This window comes from Streptomyces sp. NPDC087844 (genome assembly GCF_044742785.1).
Classification (GTDB): domain Bacteria; phylum Actinomycetota; class Actinomycetes; order Streptomycetales; family Streptomycetaceae; genus Streptomyces.
Window position 1 is genome coordinate 114,773 of record NZ_JBIUVD010000012.1, and the last position, 18,193, is coordinate 132,965.

The window sequence follows — 18,193 nt, forward strand, 5'->3', positions numbered from 1 at the left end:
AGGGCGTCGTGGACGCCCGCAGGATCGTCGTCAAGGTGGGTTCCTCGTCCCTGACCACCGCGGCGGGAGGCCTCGACGCCGACCGCGTGGACGCCCTCGTCGACGTCCTCGCCAAGAGCCGTGGCGGCGGCGAGCACGAGGTCGTCCTCGTCTCGTCCGGCGCCATCGCAGCCGGTCTCGCCCCGCTGGGCCTGCGCCGCCGCCCGAAGGACCTGGCCCGCCAGCAGGCCGCCGCCAGCGTCGGCCAGGGCCTCCTCGTCGCCCGCTACACCGCCTCCTTCGCCCGGTACGGAGTCCGGGTCGGCCAGGTGCTGCTCACCTCCGACGACATGAGCCGCCGCGCCCACCACCGCAACGCCTCCCGCACCCTCGACGAGCTCCTCGCGATGGGCGCCCTGCCTGTCGTCAACGAGAACGACACCGTCGCCACGGACGAGATCCGCTTCGGCGACAACGACCGCCTCGCGGCCCTCGTGGCCCATCTCGTCCGCGCGGACCTGCTCGTCCTGCTCTCCGACGTGGACGGCGTGTACGACGGCGACCCCAGCAGACCCGGTACGTCGCGGATAGCGGAAGTACGCACTCCGGCCGACCTCGCGCACGTCGACATCGGCAGTACGGGCAAGGCGGGTGTCGGCACCGGAGGCATGGTCACCAAGGTCGAGGCGGCCAGGATCGCCGCCGCGGCCGGCATCCCGGTGGTGCTGACGAGCGCGGTGCACGCGGCGGACGCCCTCGCCGGACGGGACACCGGCACGTACTTCCACGCCACCGGCCGCCGCTCCGCCGACCGGCTGCTGTGGCTCCAGCACGCGTCGACCCCGCAGGGCGCCCTCGTCCTGGACGACGGGGCCGTGCGCGCGGTCGTCGAGCGGCGCACGTCCCTGCTGCCCGCGGGCATCGCGGCCGTCGAGGGCGACTTCACCGCCGGTGACCCCGTCGAACTGCGTGACAGCGCGGGGCGGGCGGTCGCCCGGGGGCTGGTCAACTTCGACGCCAAGGAGATCCCGCAGCTGATCGGGCGTTCCACGCGCGACCTGGCGCGCGAGCTGGGACCCGCGTACGAACGCGAGGTCGTGCACCGGGACGACCTGGTGTTGCTGAATTCGTGAACCGGGCGGCCCGAAGGGGGCGGAGGGGACCCGGAGCGGTGTCCACCGGACGTCCACCGGCGTACGCCCCGCGCCGTGCCCGTCAACAGGGCCCCGGCCGAAAAGAGTGGGGAACGCCGTACAAAGCTCCTGCCCGGAGGTGGACCTTCGGTAAAAGCGCCACGCGGCGCCTCCCCACCTGCTCAACTTTGTCTCAGGGAGACCCCCTCAGTCCGATCAGTCGACAGTCCGAGCGGACCCATTGCGTGAAGGAGGCCGTCGTGAGACGAGTGCGCCCTGGGGCGGCGGCGTCCCGCAGTCTTGGCGGCTCGCGCGCGGCCGGCGAGGAGCGGGCGCTCACCAGCGTCACCGCCGGTGACATGTACGAGGCGGAAGAGCCGCAGCCGCAGCCGCAGGATCTGCCACGGCTGTGGCACGTCACGCTGAGCGTCTCGGGCGGCGAGGCCCCGCTGAAAGAGGTCAGGCGCGGCCTGGAACAGCTCGCCCACGACCACCCCTTTCTGCTGACCAGCCGGTACGCCAACGACCACGCGGAGATCCGCTACTGGGAGGAGGCCCGCGACCTGCACGACGCGGCCGCGGTCGCGCTGCGGCTGTGGGGCGAGCACCGCCAGACCGCGAAACTTCCGCCCTGGGAGATCGTCGGCCTGGAGGTCATCGACCGCGAGACCTACCACCAGCGGATCGCGGAGGGCTACGGGCCGCTGCCGGCCACCCCGGTGGGCGTACACCCGTTCTGACCGCGGTGATCCCCGGGCACACGCTTTCTACGGCCATTTCAGGACCTGTCTCGCGGTGTCTCGCGGTGTGGGACAACGGCTGAACAGCTCTCACGGGCGCATTACCCTGCGGGTTATGACCACGCTCTCGCCGTACGACTCGATGTCCCCGGTCACCCAGGCCGCCTACCGTGCCAAGGGCGCCGCCGCCGACCTCGCCCCGCTGCCGCGGGCCGAGAAGGACGACGCGCTGCTCGCGATCGCGGACGCCCTCGAAGTCCGTACGAGCGAGATCGTCGAGGCCAACGCCAAGGACGTCGAGCGCGCCCGCGCGGCCGGCACCAGCGAGACCGTCATCGACCGGCTCACGCTCACCCCCGAACGGATCCGCGCGATCGCCTCCGACGTACGCGACGTGGTGGCGCTGCCCGACCCGGTCGGCGAGGTCGTCCGCGGCTCGACCCTCCCCAACGGCATCGACCTGCGCCAGGTCCGCGTCCCGCTCGGTGTCGTCGGCATCATCTACGAGGCCCGCCCGAACGTGACGGTCGACGCGGCCGCCCTGTGCCTGAAGTCCGGGAACGCGGTGCTGCTGCGCGGCTCGTCCTCGGCGTACGAGTCCAACTCCGCCCTCGTCCGCGTCCTGCGCGACGCCGTCGGAGGCTCGGGCCTGCCCGCCGACGCCGTGCAGCTCGTGCCGGGCGACAACCGCGAGTCCGTACGCGAGTTGATGCGCGCCCGGGGCCTCGTCGACGTGCTCATCCCGCGCGGCGGCGCCTCACTGATCCGCACGGTCGTCCAGGAGTCCACCGTCCCGGTCATCGAGACCGGCACCGGCAACTGCCACGTCTACGTCGACGCGCACGCCGACCTCGACATGGCGATCGACATCCTGATCAACTCCAAGGCGCAGCGCCCCAGCGTCTGCAACGCCGCCGAGACGCTCCTCGTCCACCAGGACATCGCGCCCCGGTTCCTGCCGCTCGCGCTCGACGCCCTCGCGGAGGCCGGGGTCACCGTGCACGGCGACGAGCGCGTCCTCGCGTACGGCAAGGACTCCAAGGCCACCGTCGTCGAGGCGACGACCGAGGACTGGGAGACCGAGTACCTGTCGTACGACATCGCGGCGGCCGTCGTCGACTCCCTGGACCGGGCCGTCGAGCACATCCGGCTGTGGACCTCCGGGCACACCGAGGCGATCGTCACCACCTCGCAGCAGGCGGCCCGCCGCTTCACCCAGTTGGTCGATTCGACGACGGTGGCCGTGAACGCCTCCACGCGCTTCACGGACGGCGGCCAGTTCGGCTTCGGCGCCGAGATCGGGATCTCCACGCAGAAGCTGCACGCGCGGGGGCCCATGGGGCTGCCGGAGCTGACGAGCACCAAGTACATCGTCACGGGCGACGGGCACATCCGGCGCTGACCCGTCCGGCCCGGACAGGTCCGGCGCCGGCCGTCTCGCCAGGTGGATGAGTTTCCGCACGGTCTGCCCAAATCGCCCACCCCGGTCTACTCTGGATCCGTGCCGGAGGACGTGGGGGGCACGCCGTTCCCTGACGGCTGGGAGCCCGACGACGACCGCGACCGCGGGGGTGCGGACGAAGAGTTCGCCTCCGTGGTCTTCGACGAGGCCTTCGTGCGGGCGGCGAAGGTGCACGAGCCGACCGCCGTGGAGCGTCTCCTGGCCGCCGCGCAGGCGAGAGCGGATGCCTCCGAGGCCGAGGCCCGCCGGGCGCACACCCGGGGCCTGCGAGGGGACGACGAGCTCTACGAGGACGGGTTCGGCCCCGACGGGCCGGGCGATTTCGGCCACGGCCCCGGTCTGGACGACCTGGACGACCGGGACGTCCTGCACAGCGGCTACGGCCACCCCGGCACCTACGGCAAGCAGACCCGCTGGCACCGTCCCGTGGCCTGGCTGCTCGCCCTCGTGATGGGCATCGGCATGGTCGCGCTGGCTTTCGCGGCGGTCTACCGGGGCGCCTCGTCGAGCAGCGGGGACCAGGTCCCGCCGCCCGCCTCCACCGGACTCGAACAGGGCGGGGGTGTGGGTCCCTCGGCCTCCGCCGACCACTCCCCGCCGGCCGCCTCGGCGGTGCCCCGCACCCCGTGACGGTTCCGGTGGACCGTTCCGCGGGGACCAGGGCCGGAACAGGGCCCCAACAGGTTTGAGGAGTGGCCGCCGCAACCCGCGGGGGCGCTCCGGGAGCTGATGGTGAACCTGGTGAGAACCTGTCAGAAGTTGTCGTGCAGCAGGGCGTTTACCTGAGGTCCAGGAGACCTACTCTGAAAGTATGGGCAGTCCTGGAGACCCACCGGAGGGGACATCCGAGGGTGTACCCGGCGGTGGCGAGGAGGAGTACCGATCCGTCGTCTTCGACGAATCGTTCGTCCGCGCTGCCCGCCTCCAGGAGTTCTCCGCGCAGGAGCGGATCGGCGACCACACCCCGGCCGTCCGCCGCCGCCCCCCGATGCGCCGAGGTCTCTCCCGGCAGGCCCTGGTCCTCGTCGTCCTGATCGCCGTGGCGTTCGGCACGGCGATCTACATGGGCGTACGCCATCCGTACCAGACCCCCGCCGCGAAGCATCCCGAACCACTGCGCATGACGGTGATACCGCTCGCGCCACAGAGCCGCGTACCCGGTTCGGCCGATGTGGAGGCGCTGTACGCGCACAGCCCCGCCGACCAGTTCCGCATAGGCGCCGACGGCATCACACTGCCCGCCTCCCGGCGCACCGCGCACTTCTCCGACAGCCAGATCGTCACCGCGCTGACCACGGCGAAGGACTACCTCGTCGAGTCCGCGCTCGACCCGGACGTCCTCACCGGCGGTGCCAGCAGGTCGGTGCGGATACTGCTCGACCCGCAGCAGCTCGACCAGTTCGACCAGAGCTTCCGGAGCCCCACCGCGGACGGGCGGCACGCGCCCACCGGCTGGCTGGTCCGCTTCGACCCGGCGCGGACCGAGCTGGCCGACACCAAGGTCAGGGTGCAGGGCACCCTGACCGCCGCCGAGACGGACTCCGACACCCTTGAGGTCAGCGCCGACCACACCTTCGTCTACGCGCTGCGGCCGACCGGTTCCGACGAGAAGGCCGAGGCCTCGCTGTTCACCGTCCGGCGCGAGCTGCACTTCCGGTTCGACCGCGACGACCTGCGCATGCACCAGGCCGAACTGCTCGTCTCCTACGTCCAGGCCGGGCCGCTGGCCTGTGCCGAGGACGCGACGAACCAGCTGCGTCCGCTGCTCGCGGGAGAGACGGCCAGGGCGGGTGGGCCGGCCGGCACCGATCCGTTCGCCACGGGCAGCGCCACGGCGCTGTGCGGGTCGCTGGCGGCCAGCGCGCAGCCGAAGCTGTGACCTGAGCGCTGCGCTCCGCTGAGGGGGTGGGGGCATCGCCATGACCTGCGGGCCCGGAGGGGGCTTGGCGCGCAGTTCCCCGCGCCCCTTGCGGGGTGGGGCGCGGGTGGCCGGTTGTCAGGCGTTGCCGTTTGGGGGGGTGTCCTCCGGGCCGTCCGTGTGCGGGTGGTCCTTGGTGGTGTTGGTGGAACCGCCGCCGCCGGCGCTCCCGGTGCTGCTGCCGCTCGCGAAGCCGCCGAAGCCGCGTCGCACCCGGCCGCCGAGGTCGCCCGCACCGCCCGCGATGTCGCTGACCAGCTTCATCAGCGGGTCCTTGGAGTTCTTCATGTCGGTGGCATAACTGGCCGCGGACTGGCGGAAGGAGTCCGTGACCGAGGTGTTCCCGTCCTCGTCGCGGCGCGGGTAGTGGCCGTCCATTATCCGCTGGTAGTCGCGGGACTCCCCCCACTTCTTCAGCTCGGCCGCCCTGACCGTGGTGAACGGGTGGGAGCGGGGCATCACGTTCAGGATCTTGAGCACGGAGTCGCGGAGATCGCCGCCGGCCTCGTACTCCTCGGCCTGGGCGAGGAACGCGTCCACGTTCATCTCGTGCAGGTGGTTGCCGCCCGCGATCTTCATCAGGCCGCGCATCGAGGCCCGCAGGTCCTGGCCGACCAGCAGGCCCGCACGGTCCGCGGACAGCTCGGACTTGCGGAACCACTCGCGCAGGGCGGTCACGATCGCCATGATCGCGAGGTTGCCGAGGGGGATCCACGCCACGCGCAGGGCGAGGCTGGTGAGGAAGAGCAGAATCGTGCGGTAGACGGAGTGGCCGGACAGCGCGTGGCCCACCTCGTGGCCTATGACCGCCCGCATCTCCTCCTCGTCGAGCAGCTCGACGAGTCCCGTGGTGACGACGATGATCGGCTCGTCCAGACCGATGCACATCGCGTTCGGCTGCGGGTCCTGGTTGACGTACATCGGCGGGACCTTCTCCAGGTCCAGGATGTAACAGGCGTCGCGCAGCATCACGTTCAGGTGGGCGAACTGGGCGTCCGAGACGCGCACCGAGTCCGACAGGAACAGCAGCCTCAGGCTGCGCTCCGGGAGCAGGCCGCTGAGCGCCTTGAAGACCGTGTCGAAGCCGGTGAGCTTGCGCAGGGCGACCAGGGCCGAGCGGTCCGCGGGGTGCTCGTACGCCCGGGAGGAGATCCCCTCGAAGCGCCTGCGCTGCCTGCTCGGTACGTTCTCGTGGCTTTCTTCTGGCATGTGGTCCCCCATGCGTTTGGTTGCCTTCTGTGCCCCCAAGGCGGGGACCAGCCTAGGCGGAGATACCTTGGACGGGCAGTACAGCGAAGGAGCAGTACGTCAAGGAGTAGTACGTCATGGAGCATTCCCCCGGATCGTGGCTCGTCGAGGCCGCGAGTGCCGCCCAGGAGCAAGGGGCGGGCAATCTTCTCCGCATCGTGCTCATCGTGATGGTCGTCGGTTGTGCGCTGGGCGCCTGGTTCCTCTTGCGCGGCTACAAACGGGACGACTGAGACCCCGCGGAAGGTTCCCGGTCCGGCGGAGCCGAACTCCCCAACGGCGGAGTCGGAGTGATGGAGGAGAGGGCACCCGCTTACGATGTGCGGAAGTCTTTGTCCCGCCCCCATCGGATAGGTCCTGCTGAAGATGAGCTTCCACAGCACCGCTGCCCAGTTGGTCACACTCGCCGCCGAGGGCGAGGAGCACGGCGGCAACCACGAGAGCCTGAACCCCCTGTTCGTCGGCGGTGGAGCCTTTCTCGCCCTCCTGCTGCTGCTGTGGATCACCACCCGCTTCAACCGGGACCGCTGACGCCCGCGCGACAGAGCCCGCCGTTCGGGCCGGTAGGGTCTGCACGCATGGGAGAGCAGGACATGCCTACCGGTCCGGCGGGCGTCGTGGCACACGACGTACGGCGTGGCACGGGAAACGGACCGTCGAACCCGGGCAAGCGCCGCCTCGGCGTCATGGGCGGAACGTTCGACCCGATCCACCACGGACACCTCGTGGCCGCGAGCGAGGTCGCCGCGCGCTTCCACCTCGACGAGGTGGTGTTCGTGCCGACCGGCCAGCCGTGGCAGAAGACCGACCGCAAGGTCTCGCCGGCCGAGGACCGCTATCTGATGACGGTCATCTCGACCGCTGAGAACCCGCAGTTCTCCGTGAGCCGCATCGACATCGACCGCGGCGGTCCCACCTACACCACGGACACACTGCGCGACCTGCGCATGCTCAACCCCGACACGGACCTCTTCTTCATCACCGGCGCCGACGCGCTCGGCCAGATCCTCACCTGGCGGGACGCCGACGAACTGTTCTCCCTCGCGCACTTCATCGGGGTCACCCGGCCCGGCCACATACTGACCGACACCGGTCTGCCGGAGGGCGGTGTCTCGCTCGTCGAGGTTCCCGCGCTCGCCATCTCCTCCACGGACTGCCGGGTCCGGGTCGCGAAGGGTGACCCGGTCTGGTACCTGGTGCCGGACGGTGTGGTGCGCTACATCGACAAGCGTGAGCTGTACCGCGGCGAGTGAGCCGAGAGGGGCACCGGTGAACGACCGATACGACGCTGGGTACGGAGGCGACCAGTACGAACTCGTCGGCTACGACGAGTTCGGGCAGCCCGTGTACCGGCAGGTACCTCAGCCGGGACAGTCTCCGCAGCACCCTCAGTACTCTCCGCAACAGGACGAGTACGGCTCGTACGACCCCTATGGCGGGCAGGTGCAGGGACAGGTTCCGGGGCAGGCGCCCGCGCAGGGTTACGGGCAGGACTACCACCAGGACTACGGGCAGCAGGGGTACCAGCAGGGCTACGGCTACGACCCGTACGCGACGGGGCAGCAGACGGAACAGCAGGCCGGGCAGCAGGCGGGCCGGCCGCAGCCCCAGGTCGCCGAGCAGACCGCCTACATCCCGCAGCAGGCGGGCCCCGCCGAGGACCCGGCCCCCGCACCGGCCCCCGTACCGTCGGAGGGTGACGAGCGGCCGGGTGAACCCGACTACCGCACCGAGCAGTTCGCGTTCGTCGAGGAGCAGCCCGAGCAGTCCGAGGACGTCATCGACTGGCTCAAGTTCACCGAGAACCGCACCGAGCGGCGCGAGGAGGCCAAGCGCCGCGCGCGCGGCCGGGTGGTCGCCCTCGTGGTCGTCCTCGCGATGGTCGTGGTGGGCGGGGCGGGCTATCTCTGGTTCGCCGGGAAGCTGCCCGGGTCCTCGCCGGACGCGAAGGGCGGCACGACCGCCGCCGCGGGCGCCCAGAAGCGCGACGTGATCGTCGTCCACCTGCACAACACCAAGGGCAGCGGCACCTCGACGGCCCTGCTCGTCAACAACACCACCACCGAGCAGGGCACCACGGTCCTGCTGCCCAACTCCCTGGCGCTGACGGACGACGACGGCGGCGCGACCACCCTCTCCAAGTCGGTCGACGACGACGGTTCCTCGGGGACGCTCGACGAGCTCGACACCGTGCTCGGGACGGACATCGAGGGCACCTGGCGCCTCGACACCCCGTATCTCGACAACCTGGTCGAGCTCGTCGGCAACATCGACATCGACACCGACGCGGACGTGCCGGACCCCGAGGCGAAGAAGAAGAGCGAGGCGCCCCTCGTCAAGAAGGGCGAGCAGCAGACGCTCAGCGGCAAGATGGCCGTCGCGTACGCCACGTACCGCGCCTCGGGGGAGTCGCAGAACGCGCAGTTGCAGCGGTTCGGGCAGGTCATGCAGGGCGTGCTGCGCAAGCTGTCGTCCGACTCGCAGGCCGCGACGACCACCGTGCAGACGCTCGCGCAGATCCTCGACCCCTCGCTCACCGACAAGGACCTGGGCGTGTTCCTCGCCAAGCTCGCGGACCGCGCCAAGGAGGGCGACTTCAAGACCGCCCTGCTGCCCGTCCAGACGGACGGCCGACTCAGCACGCAGGCGAGCGACAGCGTGGTCAAGGACGTGCTCGGCGGAGCCGCCAGGAGCCCCGAGAAGGGCGCCGCCGTCCAGGTCGGCATCCGCAACGCCACGGCCGACGAGGACGCCACCGAGAAGGCCAGGGTCGTGCTGCTCAACGGCGGCTACACCTTCGTCGACGGCGGTACGGCCGACGCCGCGCAGGCGGTGTCCGAGATCACATACGCCGACGCCGCGAAGAAGGAGGACGCGGTGGAGGTCGCCAAGACACTGGGCCTGCCCGCGGCCTCCGTGAAGAAGGGCGAGGTCACCTCGAACGCGGACGTGTCGGTACTGCTGGGCCAGGACTACCAGGTGAGCGAGTAGACCGACCCGCCGGACCCGTGGAGTGATCGTCTATCGCGTGGGGTGCCGTCGGCGGTCCGTGAGACCCTTGGGGTATGACCCCCCGGGGTTCCTGACCGCCTACGGAAAGCCTTGTAGTGACCGCCACTGACCGCTCTATCGAGCTCATCACCACCGCCGCGCAGGCGGCCGCCGACAAGCTCGCGCACGACGTCATCGCGTACGACGTCAGCGACGTGCTGTCGATCACGGACGCCTTCCTGCTGGCCTCCGCGCCCAACGACCGCCAGGTCAAGTCGATCGTCGACGAGATCGAGGAGCGGCTGAACAAGGAACTCGGCACGAAACCGGTGCGCCGCGAGGGCGACCGCGACGCCCGCTGGATCCTGCTGGACTACGTCGACATCGTGGTGCACGTCCAGCGCAGCGAGGAGCGCGTGTACTACGCGCTGGAGCGGCTCTGGAAGGACTGCCCCGAGATCGACCTGCCCGCCGATGCCAAGGCCACGCAGGGCAAGGCCGCCGAGCACGCCGAACTGCGGGACGCGGAGGTGGCCGCAGAGCTGCGCGGAGAACTTCGATGACCGCCGGCGACGGGCCTCCGGCGGCGGACGACAAGCCGCTGTCGGACGCCGGCCGGAAGGCGGGCCGGGGGCGCCGCGTCATCCTGTGGCGCCACGGCCAGACGCTGTGGAACGTGGAGCGCCGTTTCCAGGGCACCACGGACGTCGAGCTGACCGGGACCGGCGTGGGCCAGGCCCGCCGCGCCGCCCGCCTGCTCGCGTCCCTGAAGCCCGACGCGATCGTCGCCTCGGACCTGAAGCGGGCGGCGGACACCGCGGGTGAGCTGTCCGCGCTCACCGGCCTCGACGTGACGCACGACGAGGGCCTGCGCGAGACCTACGCGGGCGTCTGGCAGGGCCTGACGCACGAGGAGATCATCGCGCGGTACGGCGACCAGTACGCGGGCTGGAAGCGCGGCGAGCCCGTCCGTCGGGGCGGCGGCGAACTGGAGACCGAGGTCGCCGACCGGGCGGCCCCCGTGGTGCTCCGGCACGCCGAGAAGCTGCCCGACGACGGCACGCTCGTGGTCGTCAGCCACGGCGGCACCATCCGCACCACCATCGGCCGCCTCCTCGGTCTGGAATCACAGCACTGGGAAAGCCTCGGCGGCCTCTCCAACTGCTGCTGGTCCGTCCTCGGTGAGGGCGCCCGCGGCTGGCGCCTCCTGGAGCACAACGCGGGGACCCTGCCGGAGCCGGTGCTGGGCGACGACGACTAGAACCTCCGGCCGGCACGCGTGGGTCCGCCCGCGCAGGCCGGAGGATCTTGCCCCGGTGCCCGTCGGCTCCGGATTTCGCTTTCCGGCTGGTCGCAGGCTAAAGTTTCTCTTGTTCCGCCGCCGGGAAAGCGGCTGGGACACCGCAAGGGGCTATAGCTCAGTTGGTAGAGCGCCTGCATGGCATGCAGGAGGTCAGGAGTTCAATTCTCCTTAGCTCCACAGGAAGATGATCCCGTCCCCGTCAGGGGGCGGGATCTTTCGTTGACCTGTTCTTCCCCGCGTGTTGAGTCACTTGGGCCTCCCCAGGCGTATACCTCTTCGGACGCATTACCCGTCGTTTGCGCTGGCCGCGACCACTGCGGCGGGTCCCGTGTCCTGACTGGTACGAAGGCGTCGCTGACCGTATTGCTCCGGCCGTGGCAGAATCAAACGGCCGGAAGGGGGCGCGACCCGACGGGAGGGAGTGGCGATGCCTGCGAGCATCCTCGGGAAGGTCGACGACCTTCCCGAAGCCGAGGTGGTACGGGACCCGATCACGCGCCTCGACCGCCCTCCCCGCGCTTCGGCCCACGTTGCTCAAGTCCTCGGCGACAACGGAGGAGTTCCCTACGTGTGCACGGCCTGCGGCCACAGCTGGAGCTGATCGATGGGTGCGCACAGGCGAAAGTGCGATTGGTGCGGCAGTGGTACGCCGATCGTCCGCGACATGGAACCGGTCAACCACGACTACCAGTACTGGTGCGAGGAATGCGCACGGGCGCTGATCATAAAAGGCGACCCCATCGAGACGTACCGCGAGCTTGAGGGCGAGCCGATCTACGGCCGGCTCCTCGACGAGCACTGCACGCTCAAGCGCTTCTACTCGTTCGCTACGGCCTGATCCGCCCCTGATCCGGCCGGGGCGTCCCCGGCCGGGACCGCGACCGGGAAACGATTTGGTGGTGCGCGGAGGGACCGGTAATGTTGGCGTCGCCGCCGGGGAGACCCGGTGGGGCACCACAAGGGGCTATAGCTCAGTTGGTAGAGCGCCTGCATGGCATGCAGGAGGTCAGGAGTTCAATTCTCCTTAGCTCCACAGCACATACAGCTCCACAGCACATGAAGCGGGCCATCCGATCAGGATGGCCCGCTTCTTCGTGTCGTGACGTCTCGGTGTACCGGCGTACAGAGGCGTACGGTGCGGCGGCCCGGATGCTGCCGGGCCGCCGGTGGACTCAGCGGCCGCGGCCCAGCGCGCGACGGCCGCCCCCGCCGCCCTCGCGCACGGCGGGCAGGTTCTGCCGGGGGGCCGCTCCGCGGGTGTCCTCCTCCAGGCGCAGGGCGAGCGCCGGGCAGCGTCGTACGGCCCGCAGCGCCTTCGCCTCCGCGTACCGGGGCACGCCCGCCTGCGCGACCGTCGGGAAGCCGTCGGCGCCCAGCTGGAAGACCTCCGGGAGGATGTCCGCGCACAGGCCGTGCCCGCGGCACAGCGTCCAGTCCACGAAGATCTTCTGGCGGGGTGCGCCCTGCTCCTCCTCCGGCTGGCCGCCGCCCGGGATGCCGGTGGGCTGCTGGCCGCCCTCGAAGAGCGGCAGAACACCCTCCACGGGGCGTCCGCAGCCGTTGCCGAGGACATGGGCGGCCAGGTCGTCGGTGAACGCCTTGATGGTCGACTCCAGGAACATCGCGGAGCCGTCAGGGTGCGAGCACGCGCCGCGCCTCTTCACGGAGTTGGCGACCTGCTTGAGCGCCTCCAGGGCGGCCGGACCGCCGCCGTTGAGGATGTCCTCCATGCCGCGGGCCGCGGCCGGCAGTCCGAGGTAGCAGGGGCCGCACTGGCCGGCGCTCTCCTCGGCCAGCCACTGGGCCACGCGCAGCGACTCGCCCAGCGGGCAGGTCGACTGGGTGATCGGGAGGATCGCGCCGGCGCCGAGGGCGCCGCCCACCGCGTCCAGGGAGTTGCGCGAGACGATCGCCTCGTTGACCGTCGCGGAGTCCAGCCACTTGCCGTGGTAGCCGCCGGTCAGCACGCCCTGCGGGACGGGCGGGGCACCGGCCAGCTGCAGGATGTAGCGCAGCGGAACGCCGGTCGGGGCCTCGATCACCATGGGCCGGGCGACCGCCCCGGAGACGGTGAGCAGGACGGTGCCGGGCTCGTCGTACAGGCCGGTGTTCCCGTAGCGCTCGGCGCCGATGCGGGCGGCGATCGCCAGCTGGGCGAAGGTCTCGGCGTTCGACAGCAGCGTGGGGGCGCCGCCGACACCGTTCTGCGAGGCGCTGGTCTTGCGGCCCGGCGGGATCGCGGGGCCGCCGTCGATGGAGCGGACCAGGGAGGCGGCCGCTCCGGTCACCATCCGCACCGGGTTGCGCTGCACCCGCGCACGGATGGTCGCGTTGCGCCGGTTGGTCAGACCGCGCTCGGAGAGCGCGGCCTCCATCGACCGCTGGGTGGACTCACGTGTCACTCCGATGACCAGGGTGCGGGCGCCCAGGGCCTCCGCGACCAGCAGGGCACCGTCCAGGATCAGATGCGGGGCACGGTTGATCATCACCGTGTCCTTGCGGCAGGCGGGCTCGTCCTCGCTGCCGTTGACGACGACCACGGGCCGTACGCCCCGGCGGATCGCCGCCTCGGCGACCGACCTGAGCTTCTTGTGGAACGGGAAGCCCGCGCCACCGCGGCCCTTCAGGTTGATCCGTTCGGAGAGCTGCGCGAGCTGCTCACCGCCCATGGGCTCAAGCGGCCCGTGCACCTTCAGGTGCATGGGCAGGTCGAGTCTCTCGACGAGATCGAAACCGGAGGTGAGCTGGGGAAGGCCCACCACTCGGACTTCGGGGACGTCGGGAAGGGCCTCGTTCACTAATAGCCTCCGGAAGGCGCGTTCCAGGGTTCGCCGTTGCTCGGTGCGTCGAAGGAACCGGGCAGCGTTTCAGTGGCGGGACCGCTGTTGTACGTGTCGTTCGGGTTGTACGTACCGAGAGGGTCGTTCGTCTCACCGGTGTTGTACACGTCACTTCCGTACGAGGCGCCCGGCGGGGGAGTGTCGTAGGACACGGGACTGAAGGCGCCCGTGTCGTAGTTGGGTCCGTCGGTGCGCGGCGGGGCCTCGTAGAGCGGCGGCGACGGGGTCGGCCACCGGGTGCCGGTGTTGCCGTCGGCACGCGGCATCGCCTCGGTGGGCTGCATGTCGATCGGCATCTGCATGGGCCGCGTCGCCTCGGGGATCATCGGCTCCTGGGCGCGCGGTGTGCTGGACGTGGCCCGGTAGGCGGCGGCGAAGCCACCGGTGTCGGTGAGCGACCCGGTGTCGGTGAAGGAGGCCCCGGTGAAGGAGGCCCCGGTGTCCTGGAAGGCGGAGCGCTGGGGGGAGCCGTTCCGCTGCTGGGGGACCGGCTGGTCGGGGAAGCCGGGCCGGCCGCCGCCCCGCGGAGCCTCCGGGGCGCGGCGTGCCTCGGGCTCCTCGCGGAAGGACCTGTTGCTGCCGTTGTCGAGCAGGGCCAGGACGCGCTTGGCGAACTTGCGCTTGAACGACAGGGGGGCCGCGCGAAGGCCCAGTGCTCCCATGACGGCGACCAGGGCGAGGCTGTAGAGGATCACGAAGACCGGTGCCGCCTCGCGGCCCGCGAAGAGGCCGTGGACCAGGGCCGCGCACCAGGCGGGGTAGGCCAGCATGTGCACCGCGCGCCAGCGGGCGGCGACCTCGGCGGGGGACGCGAACCTGCTGCGCAGTGCGCCGGTGAGAGCGGTGAAGATCATCAACAGGCCGGCCAGGGAGCCGAATCCGATGAGCTGGCCGGTGCCGGTGACACCCAGGCCGAAGGGGACGAAGACCGCGATCGCGGAGACGTGGTCGAGGAAGAGCTTGACCGTGACGTGCAGCACCAGGAAGCCGACCGAACCGACCGCGGTCGTCCGGTGCACGGCCTGGGCTATCAGGCGCTGACGGGTGTTGAGGAAGACCCGGTCGGTGGCGACGAGTCCCCACAGGACCGAGCAGGTCAGGGCGACGAGGGACAGCACGCCCGCGCCGAAGTTGACGAAGTCGCGGAACGCGTCACCTCCGACCACGACACTGACGGGTATGAGCAGCAGAACGGCAGCCATCACTCCACCCTGGACCGAGCGACTCGGCCGGGAGAGCGTGCTGTTGTTGCGGCGAGAGTTCATGGGGCAACTCCGAACAGTTCGGGAAAGCGGTCCCGCTGCCGCACTCTAGGTCTAGCCATACCGAGGAGTACGAGGTTTGAGTTATATCGCTGTTATCAAAGGGTGGCGAGGGAGTTGTGATGTCCCTTAGCGGCCCTTACGCGAAGTAACCTTTGACCGTTGTCCGGCGTTTGCCGACGCGGCGCGGGGAGCGGCACTCAGTGCCGGAGCGTAGCCGAAAGCGCGTCGCGGCCCGCTCGGCCGCTGCGGTACCCTGACGTCATGCGTGCCGTACGCCTTCTGCTTAGTGAGCCGCGCTGATCAATTCCGGTCGTCGGAAAACCGCGACCGGCATCGGCGCGGCGCCCCCTCCTGTGCGAGGGGTTTTTTCATTTCCTGAGCCGCTGGCAGAGACGATCGATGGAGCTTTGAGGATCATGAGCGAGACGAACACCGCTGCCTCCGAGGTGGCAGCGCCGCACCGCTACACGGCCGCCATGGCCGAGCAGATCGAGGCACGCTGGCAGGACGTATGGGACGCCGAGAACACGTACGCGGCACCCAACCCGAAGGGTGACCTGGCCGGCGACCCCGAGCTGGCGGCCAGGCCCAAGAAGTTCATCATGGACATGTTCCCGTACCCCTCGGGTGCGGGCCTGCACGTCGGTCACCCCCTGGGCTACATCGCCACCGATGTCTACGCCCGGTACCAGCGCATGACCGGCCACAACGTCCTGCACACGCTGGGCTTCGACGCCTTCGGCCTGCCCGCCGAGCAGTACGCCGTGCAGACCGGCACGCACCCGCGGGTGTCCACCGAGGCCAACATCGCGAACATGAAGGTCCAGCTGCGCCGCCTGGGCCTGGGACACGACAAGCGCCGGTCCTTCGCGACGATCGACCCGGACTACTACAAGTGGACCCAGTGGATCTTCCTGCAGATCTTCAACTCCTGGTACGACGCCGACGCCGACAGGGCCCGTCCGATCGCCGAACTGGTCGCCCTGTTCGAGAGCGGCGAACGCCCGGTGCCCGGCGGGCGCTCCTGGAGTGAGCTGAATCACGTCGAGCGCGCCGACGTCCTGGGCGACTTCCGCCTGGCGTACGCGTCCGAGGCGCCCGTCAACTGGTGTCCCGGCCTGGGCACCGTCCTGGCGAACGAGGAGGTCACCGCGGACGGCCGCTCCGAGCGCGGCAACTTCCCCGTCTTCAAGGCCAAACTGCGCCAGTGGAACATGCGGATCACCGCCTACGCCGACCGGCTGCTGGGTGACCTGGACGCGCTGGACTGGCCCGAGGCCATCAAGCTGCAGCAGCGCAACTGGATCGGCCGCTCCGAGGGCGCCCGCGTCGACTTCCCCGTCGACGGGGAAGCCATCTCCGTCTTCACCACCCGCCCGGACACCCTGTTCGGCGCGACCTACATGGTGCTGGCCCCCGAGCACCCGCTGGTCGAGAAGTTCACCCCGGCCGCCTGGCCCGAGGGCACCCACGACGTCTGGACGGGCGGCCACGCCACCCCGTCCGAGGCCGTCGCCGCCTACCGCGCGCAGGCCGCCTCGAAGTCGGACGTCGAGCGGCAGGCCGAGGCCAAGGACAAGACGGGCGTCTTCATCGGCGCGTACGCGACCAACCCGGTCAACGGCGAGCAGGTCCCCGTCTTCATCGCCGACTACGTACTGATGGGCTACGGCACCGGCGCGATCATGGCGGTCCCCGCGGGCGACCAGCGCGACTTCGAGTTCGCGCGCGCCTTCGAGCTGCCGATCCGCTGCGTGGTCGAGCCCACCGACGGCCGCGGCACCGACACGTCGACGTGGGAGAACGCGTTCGGCTCGTACGACGCGAAGATCATCAACTCCGCGAACGGCGACATCTCGCTGGACGGCCTGGGCGTCACCGAGGCCAAGGCGCGCATCACCGAATGGCTGGAGGGCAAGGACGTCGGCCGCGGCACGGTCAACTTCCGGCTGCGCGACTGGCTGTTCAGCCGCCAGCGCTATTGGGGCGAGCCCTTCCCGATCGTCTACGACGAGGACGGCATCGCCCACCCGCTGCCCGAGTCGATGCTGCCCCTGGAGCTGCCGGAGGTCGAGGACTACTCGCCGCGCACCTTCGACCCGGACGACGCGAACACGTCACCGGAGACCCCGCTGTCCCGCAACGAGGACTGGGTGAACGTCAGCCTGGACCTGGGCGACGGCCGCGGCACGCGCGCGTACCGCCGCGAGACCAACACCATGCCCAACTGGGCCGGTTCCTGCTGGTACGAGCTGCGCTACCTGGACCCGCACAACTCCGAGAAGCTGGTCGACCCGGAGGTCGAGCAGTACTGGATGGGCCCGCGCGAGGGCCAGCCGCACGGCGGCGTCGACCTGTACGTGGGCGGCGCCGAACACGCCGTACTGCACCTGCTGTACGCCCGTTTCTGGTCCAAGGTGCTGTTCGACCTGGGGCACGTCTCCTCGGCGGAGCCGTTCCACAAGCTGTACAACCAGGGCATGATCCAGGCCTTCGTGTACCGCGACAGCCGTGGCATCGCCGTACCGGCCGCCGAGGTGGAGGAGCGCGACGGCGCCTACTACTTCGAGGGCGAGAAGGTCTCCCGGCTGCTGGGCAAGATGGGCAAGTCCCTGAAGAACGCGGTCACTCCGGACGAGATCTGCGCCGAGTACGGGGCGGACACCCTGCGCCTGTACGAGATGGCGATGGGCCCCCTGGACGTGTCGCGGCCGTGGGACACGCGCGCGGTGGTGGGCCAGTTCAGGCTGCTGCAGCGGCTGTGGCGCAACGTGGTCGACGAGACGACGGGTGACGTCACCGTCGTCGACACCGGCGCCGCCGACATCGACACGGACACCCTGCGCGCCCTGCACAAGGCGATCGGCGGCGTACGCCAGGACCTGGAGGGCCTGCGCTTCAACACCGCCATCGCCAAGGTCACCGAGCTGAACAACCACCTGACGAAGGCGGGCGGCCCCATCCCGCGGACGGTGGCCGAGTCACTGGTGCTGCTGGTCGCGCCGCTGGCCCCGCACATCGCCGAGGAACTGTGGCACAAGCTGGGCCACACCGACTCGGTCGTCCACCTGGACTTCCCGGTCGCCGACCCGGCGTACGCCGTCGACGAGAGCGTCACCTGCGTCGTGCAGATCAAGGGCAAGGTCAAGGCGCGCCTGGAGGTCTCCCCGTCGATCTCGGACGAGGAGCTGGAAAAGGTGGCGCTGGCCGACGACAAGGTGGTCGCGGCGCTGGACGGGGCGGGCATCCGCAAGGTGATCGTGCGGGCGCCGAAGCTGGTGAACATCGTTCCGGCGTAGGCGACGCCCGGGCTG

The 18,193-nt window shown here is 70.4% G+C and carries 17 protein-coding genes and 2 tRNA genes; 16 read left to right on the forward strand and 3 right to left on the reverse strand.

Annotated features, from left to right (window positions below; translation table 11 throughout):
- Positions 1-8 precede the first annotated feature (8 nt).
- From proB to ACIOKD_RS23600, 5 genes are all read left to right on the forward strand, one after another.
- Positions 9-1,112, forward strand: a complete 1,104-nt coding sequence (gene proB, locus ACIOKD_RS23580) for a glutamate 5-kinase (RefSeq protein ID WP_402087263.1) — start codon at positions 9-11, stop codon at positions 1,110-1,112.
- A 269-nt stretch (positions 1,113-1,381) separates the two neighbouring features.
- On the forward strand, positions 1,382-1,852 hold the full coding sequence (locus ACIOKD_RS23585; protein WP_402087575.1) for a hypothetical protein: 471 nt from the start codon (positions 1,382-1,384) through the stop codon (positions 1,850-1,852).
- A gap of 115 nt (positions 1,853-1,967) precedes the next feature.
- Positions 1,968-3,254, forward strand: a complete 1,287-nt coding sequence (locus ACIOKD_RS23590; protein ID WP_402087267.1) for a glutamate-5-semialdehyde dehydrogenase — start codon at positions 1,968-1,970, stop codon at positions 3,252-3,254.
- 99 nt (positions 3,255-3,353) lie between these two features.
- A complete protein-coding gene (locus tag ACIOKD_RS23595) occupies positions 3,354-3,944 on the forward strand; it encodes a hypothetical protein (RefSeq protein ID WP_402087269.1) in 591 nt (196 codons plus the stop codon).
- A 181-nt stretch (positions 3,945-4,125) separates the two neighbouring features.
- Positions 4,126-5,193, forward strand: coding sequence for a hypothetical protein (locus ACIOKD_RS23600; protein ID WP_402087271.1), 1,068 nt, complete (start codon positions 4,126-4,128; stop codon positions 5,191-5,193).
- A gap of 117 nt (positions 5,194-5,310) precedes the next feature.
- On the opposite strand, the gene ACIOKD_RS23605 is transcribed toward ACIOKD_RS23600, so the two are convergent.
- Complete coding sequence (locus ACIOKD_RS23605; RefSeq protein WP_402087274.1) at positions 5,311-6,441, reverse strand: M48 family metallopeptidase; 1,131 nt, start codon at positions 6,439-6,441, stop codon at positions 5,311-5,313.
- 116 nt (positions 6,442-6,557) lie between these two features.
- Between ACIOKD_RS23605 and ACIOKD_RS23610 the strand changes: the two genes are divergently transcribed.
- The 10 genes from ACIOKD_RS23610 to ACIOKD_RS23655 all read left to right on the forward strand — a co-directional run bounded on the left by ACIOKD_RS23610 (position 6,558) and on the right by ACIOKD_RS23655 (position 11,807).
- Positions 6,558-6,713: a hypothetical protein gene (locus ACIOKD_RS23610; RefSeq protein WP_402087277.1), complete on the forward strand. Its 156-nt coding sequence runs from the start codon at positions 6,558-6,560 to the stop codon at positions 6,711-6,713.
- A gap of 133 nt (positions 6,714-6,846) precedes the next feature.
- Positions 6,847-7,011, forward strand: a complete 165-nt coding sequence (locus ACIOKD_RS23615) for a hypothetical protein (RefSeq protein WP_199854695.1) — start codon at positions 6,847-6,849, stop codon at positions 7,009-7,011.
- 47 nt (positions 7,012-7,058) lie between these two features.
- On the forward strand, positions 7,059-7,733 hold the full coding sequence (nadD, locus tag ACIOKD_RS23620; protein WP_402087280.1) for a nicotinate-nucleotide adenylyltransferase: 675 nt from the start codon (positions 7,059-7,061) through the stop codon (positions 7,731-7,733).
- 16 nt (positions 7,734-7,749) lie between these two features.
- Positions 7,750-9,471, forward strand: a complete 1,722-nt coding sequence (locus ACIOKD_RS23625; RefSeq protein ID WP_402087282.1) for an LCP family protein — start codon at positions 7,750-7,752, stop codon at positions 9,469-9,471.
- A gap of 116 nt (positions 9,472-9,587) precedes the next feature.
- Positions 9,588-10,034 carry a ribosome silencing factor gene (rsfS, locus tag ACIOKD_RS23630; RefSeq protein WP_402087284.1) on the forward strand — a complete coding sequence of 149 codons (447 nt, stop codon included), beginning with the start codon at positions 9,588-9,590 and terminating at the stop codon, positions 10,032-10,034.
- Positions 10,031-10,732, forward strand: a complete 702-nt coding sequence (locus ACIOKD_RS23635; protein WP_402087286.1) for a histidine phosphatase family protein — start codon at positions 10,031-10,033, stop codon at positions 10,730-10,732. The genes rsfS and ACIOKD_RS23635 overlap by 4 nt, the downstream gene beginning before the upstream one ends.
- Positions 10,733-10,878: 146 nt before the next feature.
- Positions 10,879-10,951: transfer RNA gene (locus tag ACIOKD_RS23640), tRNA-Ala, on the forward strand.
- A 250-nt stretch (positions 10,952-11,201) separates the two neighbouring features.
- Positions 11,202-11,375, forward strand: a complete 174-nt coding sequence (locus ACIOKD_RS23645) for a hypothetical protein (RefSeq protein ID WP_402087288.1) — start codon at positions 11,202-11,204, stop codon at positions 11,373-11,375.
- Positions 11,376-11,378: 3 nt separating this feature from the next.
- Positions 11,379-11,612 (forward strand): hypothetical protein, encoded by a 234-nt coding sequence (locus ACIOKD_RS23650; protein WP_010986886.1) that lies wholly within the window; start codon positions 11,379-11,381, stop codon positions 11,610-11,612.
- Positions 11,613-11,734: 122 nt separating this feature from the next.
- Positions 11,735-11,807 (forward strand) — tRNA-Ala (locus ACIOKD_RS23655).
- 139 nt (positions 11,808-11,946) lie between these two features.
- Here ACIOKD_RS23655 and ACIOKD_RS23660 read toward each other — a convergent pair.
- Together ACIOKD_RS23660 and ACIOKD_RS23665 are read right to left on the reverse strand one after the other, a co-directional pair.
- Positions 11,947-13,572 carry an NADH-ubiquinone oxidoreductase-F iron-sulfur binding region domain-containing protein gene (locus tag ACIOKD_RS23660; protein ID WP_402087290.1) on the reverse strand — a complete coding sequence of 542 codons (1,626 nt, stop codon included), beginning with the start codon at positions 13,570-13,572 and terminating at the stop codon, positions 11,947-11,949.
- Positions 13,572-14,879, reverse strand: coding sequence for a cytochrome b/b6 domain-containing protein (locus ACIOKD_RS23665; protein ID WP_402087292.1), 1,308 nt, complete (start codon positions 14,877-14,879; stop codon positions 13,572-13,574). Before ACIOKD_RS23665 ends, ACIOKD_RS23660 begins: the two co-directional genes overlap by 1 nt.
- 416 nt (positions 14,880-15,295) lie before the next feature.
- Between ACIOKD_RS23665 and leuS the strand changes: the two genes are divergently transcribed.
- On the forward strand, positions 15,296-18,178 hold the full coding sequence (leuS, locus tag ACIOKD_RS23670) for a leucine--tRNA ligase (RefSeq protein WP_402087295.1): 2,883 nt from the start codon (positions 15,296-15,298) through the stop codon (positions 18,176-18,178).
- Positions 18,179-18,193 lie beyond the last annotated feature (15 nt).

What these genes read in the sequence shown, in the direction of transcription:
- ACIOKD_RS23665 (WP_402087292.1), bottom strand. Translation starts at nt 14,879, where the DNA reads ATGAACTCTCGCCGCAACAACAGCACGCTCTCCCGGCCGAGTCGCTCG.
- ACIOKD_RS23635 (WP_402087286.1), top strand. Translation starts at nt 10,031, where the DNA reads ATGACCGCCGGCGACGGGCCTCCGGCGGCGGACGACAAGCCGCTGTCG.
- ACIOKD_RS23615 (WP_199854695.1), top strand. Translation starts at nt 6,847, where the DNA reads ATGAGCTTCCACAGCACCGCTGCCCAGTTGGTCACACTCGCCGCCGAG.
- ACIOKD_RS23645 (WP_402087288.1), top strand. Translation starts at nt 11,202, where the DNA reads ATGCCTGCGAGCATCCTCGGGAAGGTCGACGACCTTCCCGAAGCCGAG.
- nadD (WP_402087280.1), top strand. Translation starts at nt 7,059, where the DNA reads ATGGGAGAGCAGGACATGCCTACCGGTCCGGCGGGCGTCGTGGCACAC.
- ACIOKD_RS23650 (WP_010986886.1), top strand. Translation starts at nt 11,379, where the DNA reads ATGGGTGCGCACAGGCGAAAGTGCGATTGGTGCGGCAGTGGTACGCCG.
- ACIOKD_RS23600 (WP_402087271.1), top strand. Translation starts at nt 4,126, where the DNA reads ATGGGCAGTCCTGGAGACCCACCGGAGGGGACATCCGAGGGTGTACCC.
- leuS (WP_402087295.1), top strand. Translation starts at nt 15,296, where the DNA reads ATGAGCGAGACGAACACCGCTGCCTCCGAGGTGGCAGCGCCGCACCGC.
- ACIOKD_RS23590 (WP_402087267.1), top strand. Translation starts at nt 1,968, where the DNA reads ATGACCACGCTCTCGCCGTACGACTCGATGTCCCCGGTCACCCAGGCC.
- ACIOKD_RS23610 (WP_402087277.1), top strand. Translation starts at nt 6,558, where the DNA reads ATGGAGCATTCCCCCGGATCGTGGCTCGTCGAGGCCGCGAGTGCCGCC.
- ACIOKD_RS23605 (WP_402087274.1), bottom strand. Translation starts at nt 6,441, where the DNA reads ATGCCAGAAGAAAGCCACGAGAACGTACCGAGCAGGCAGCGCAGGCGC.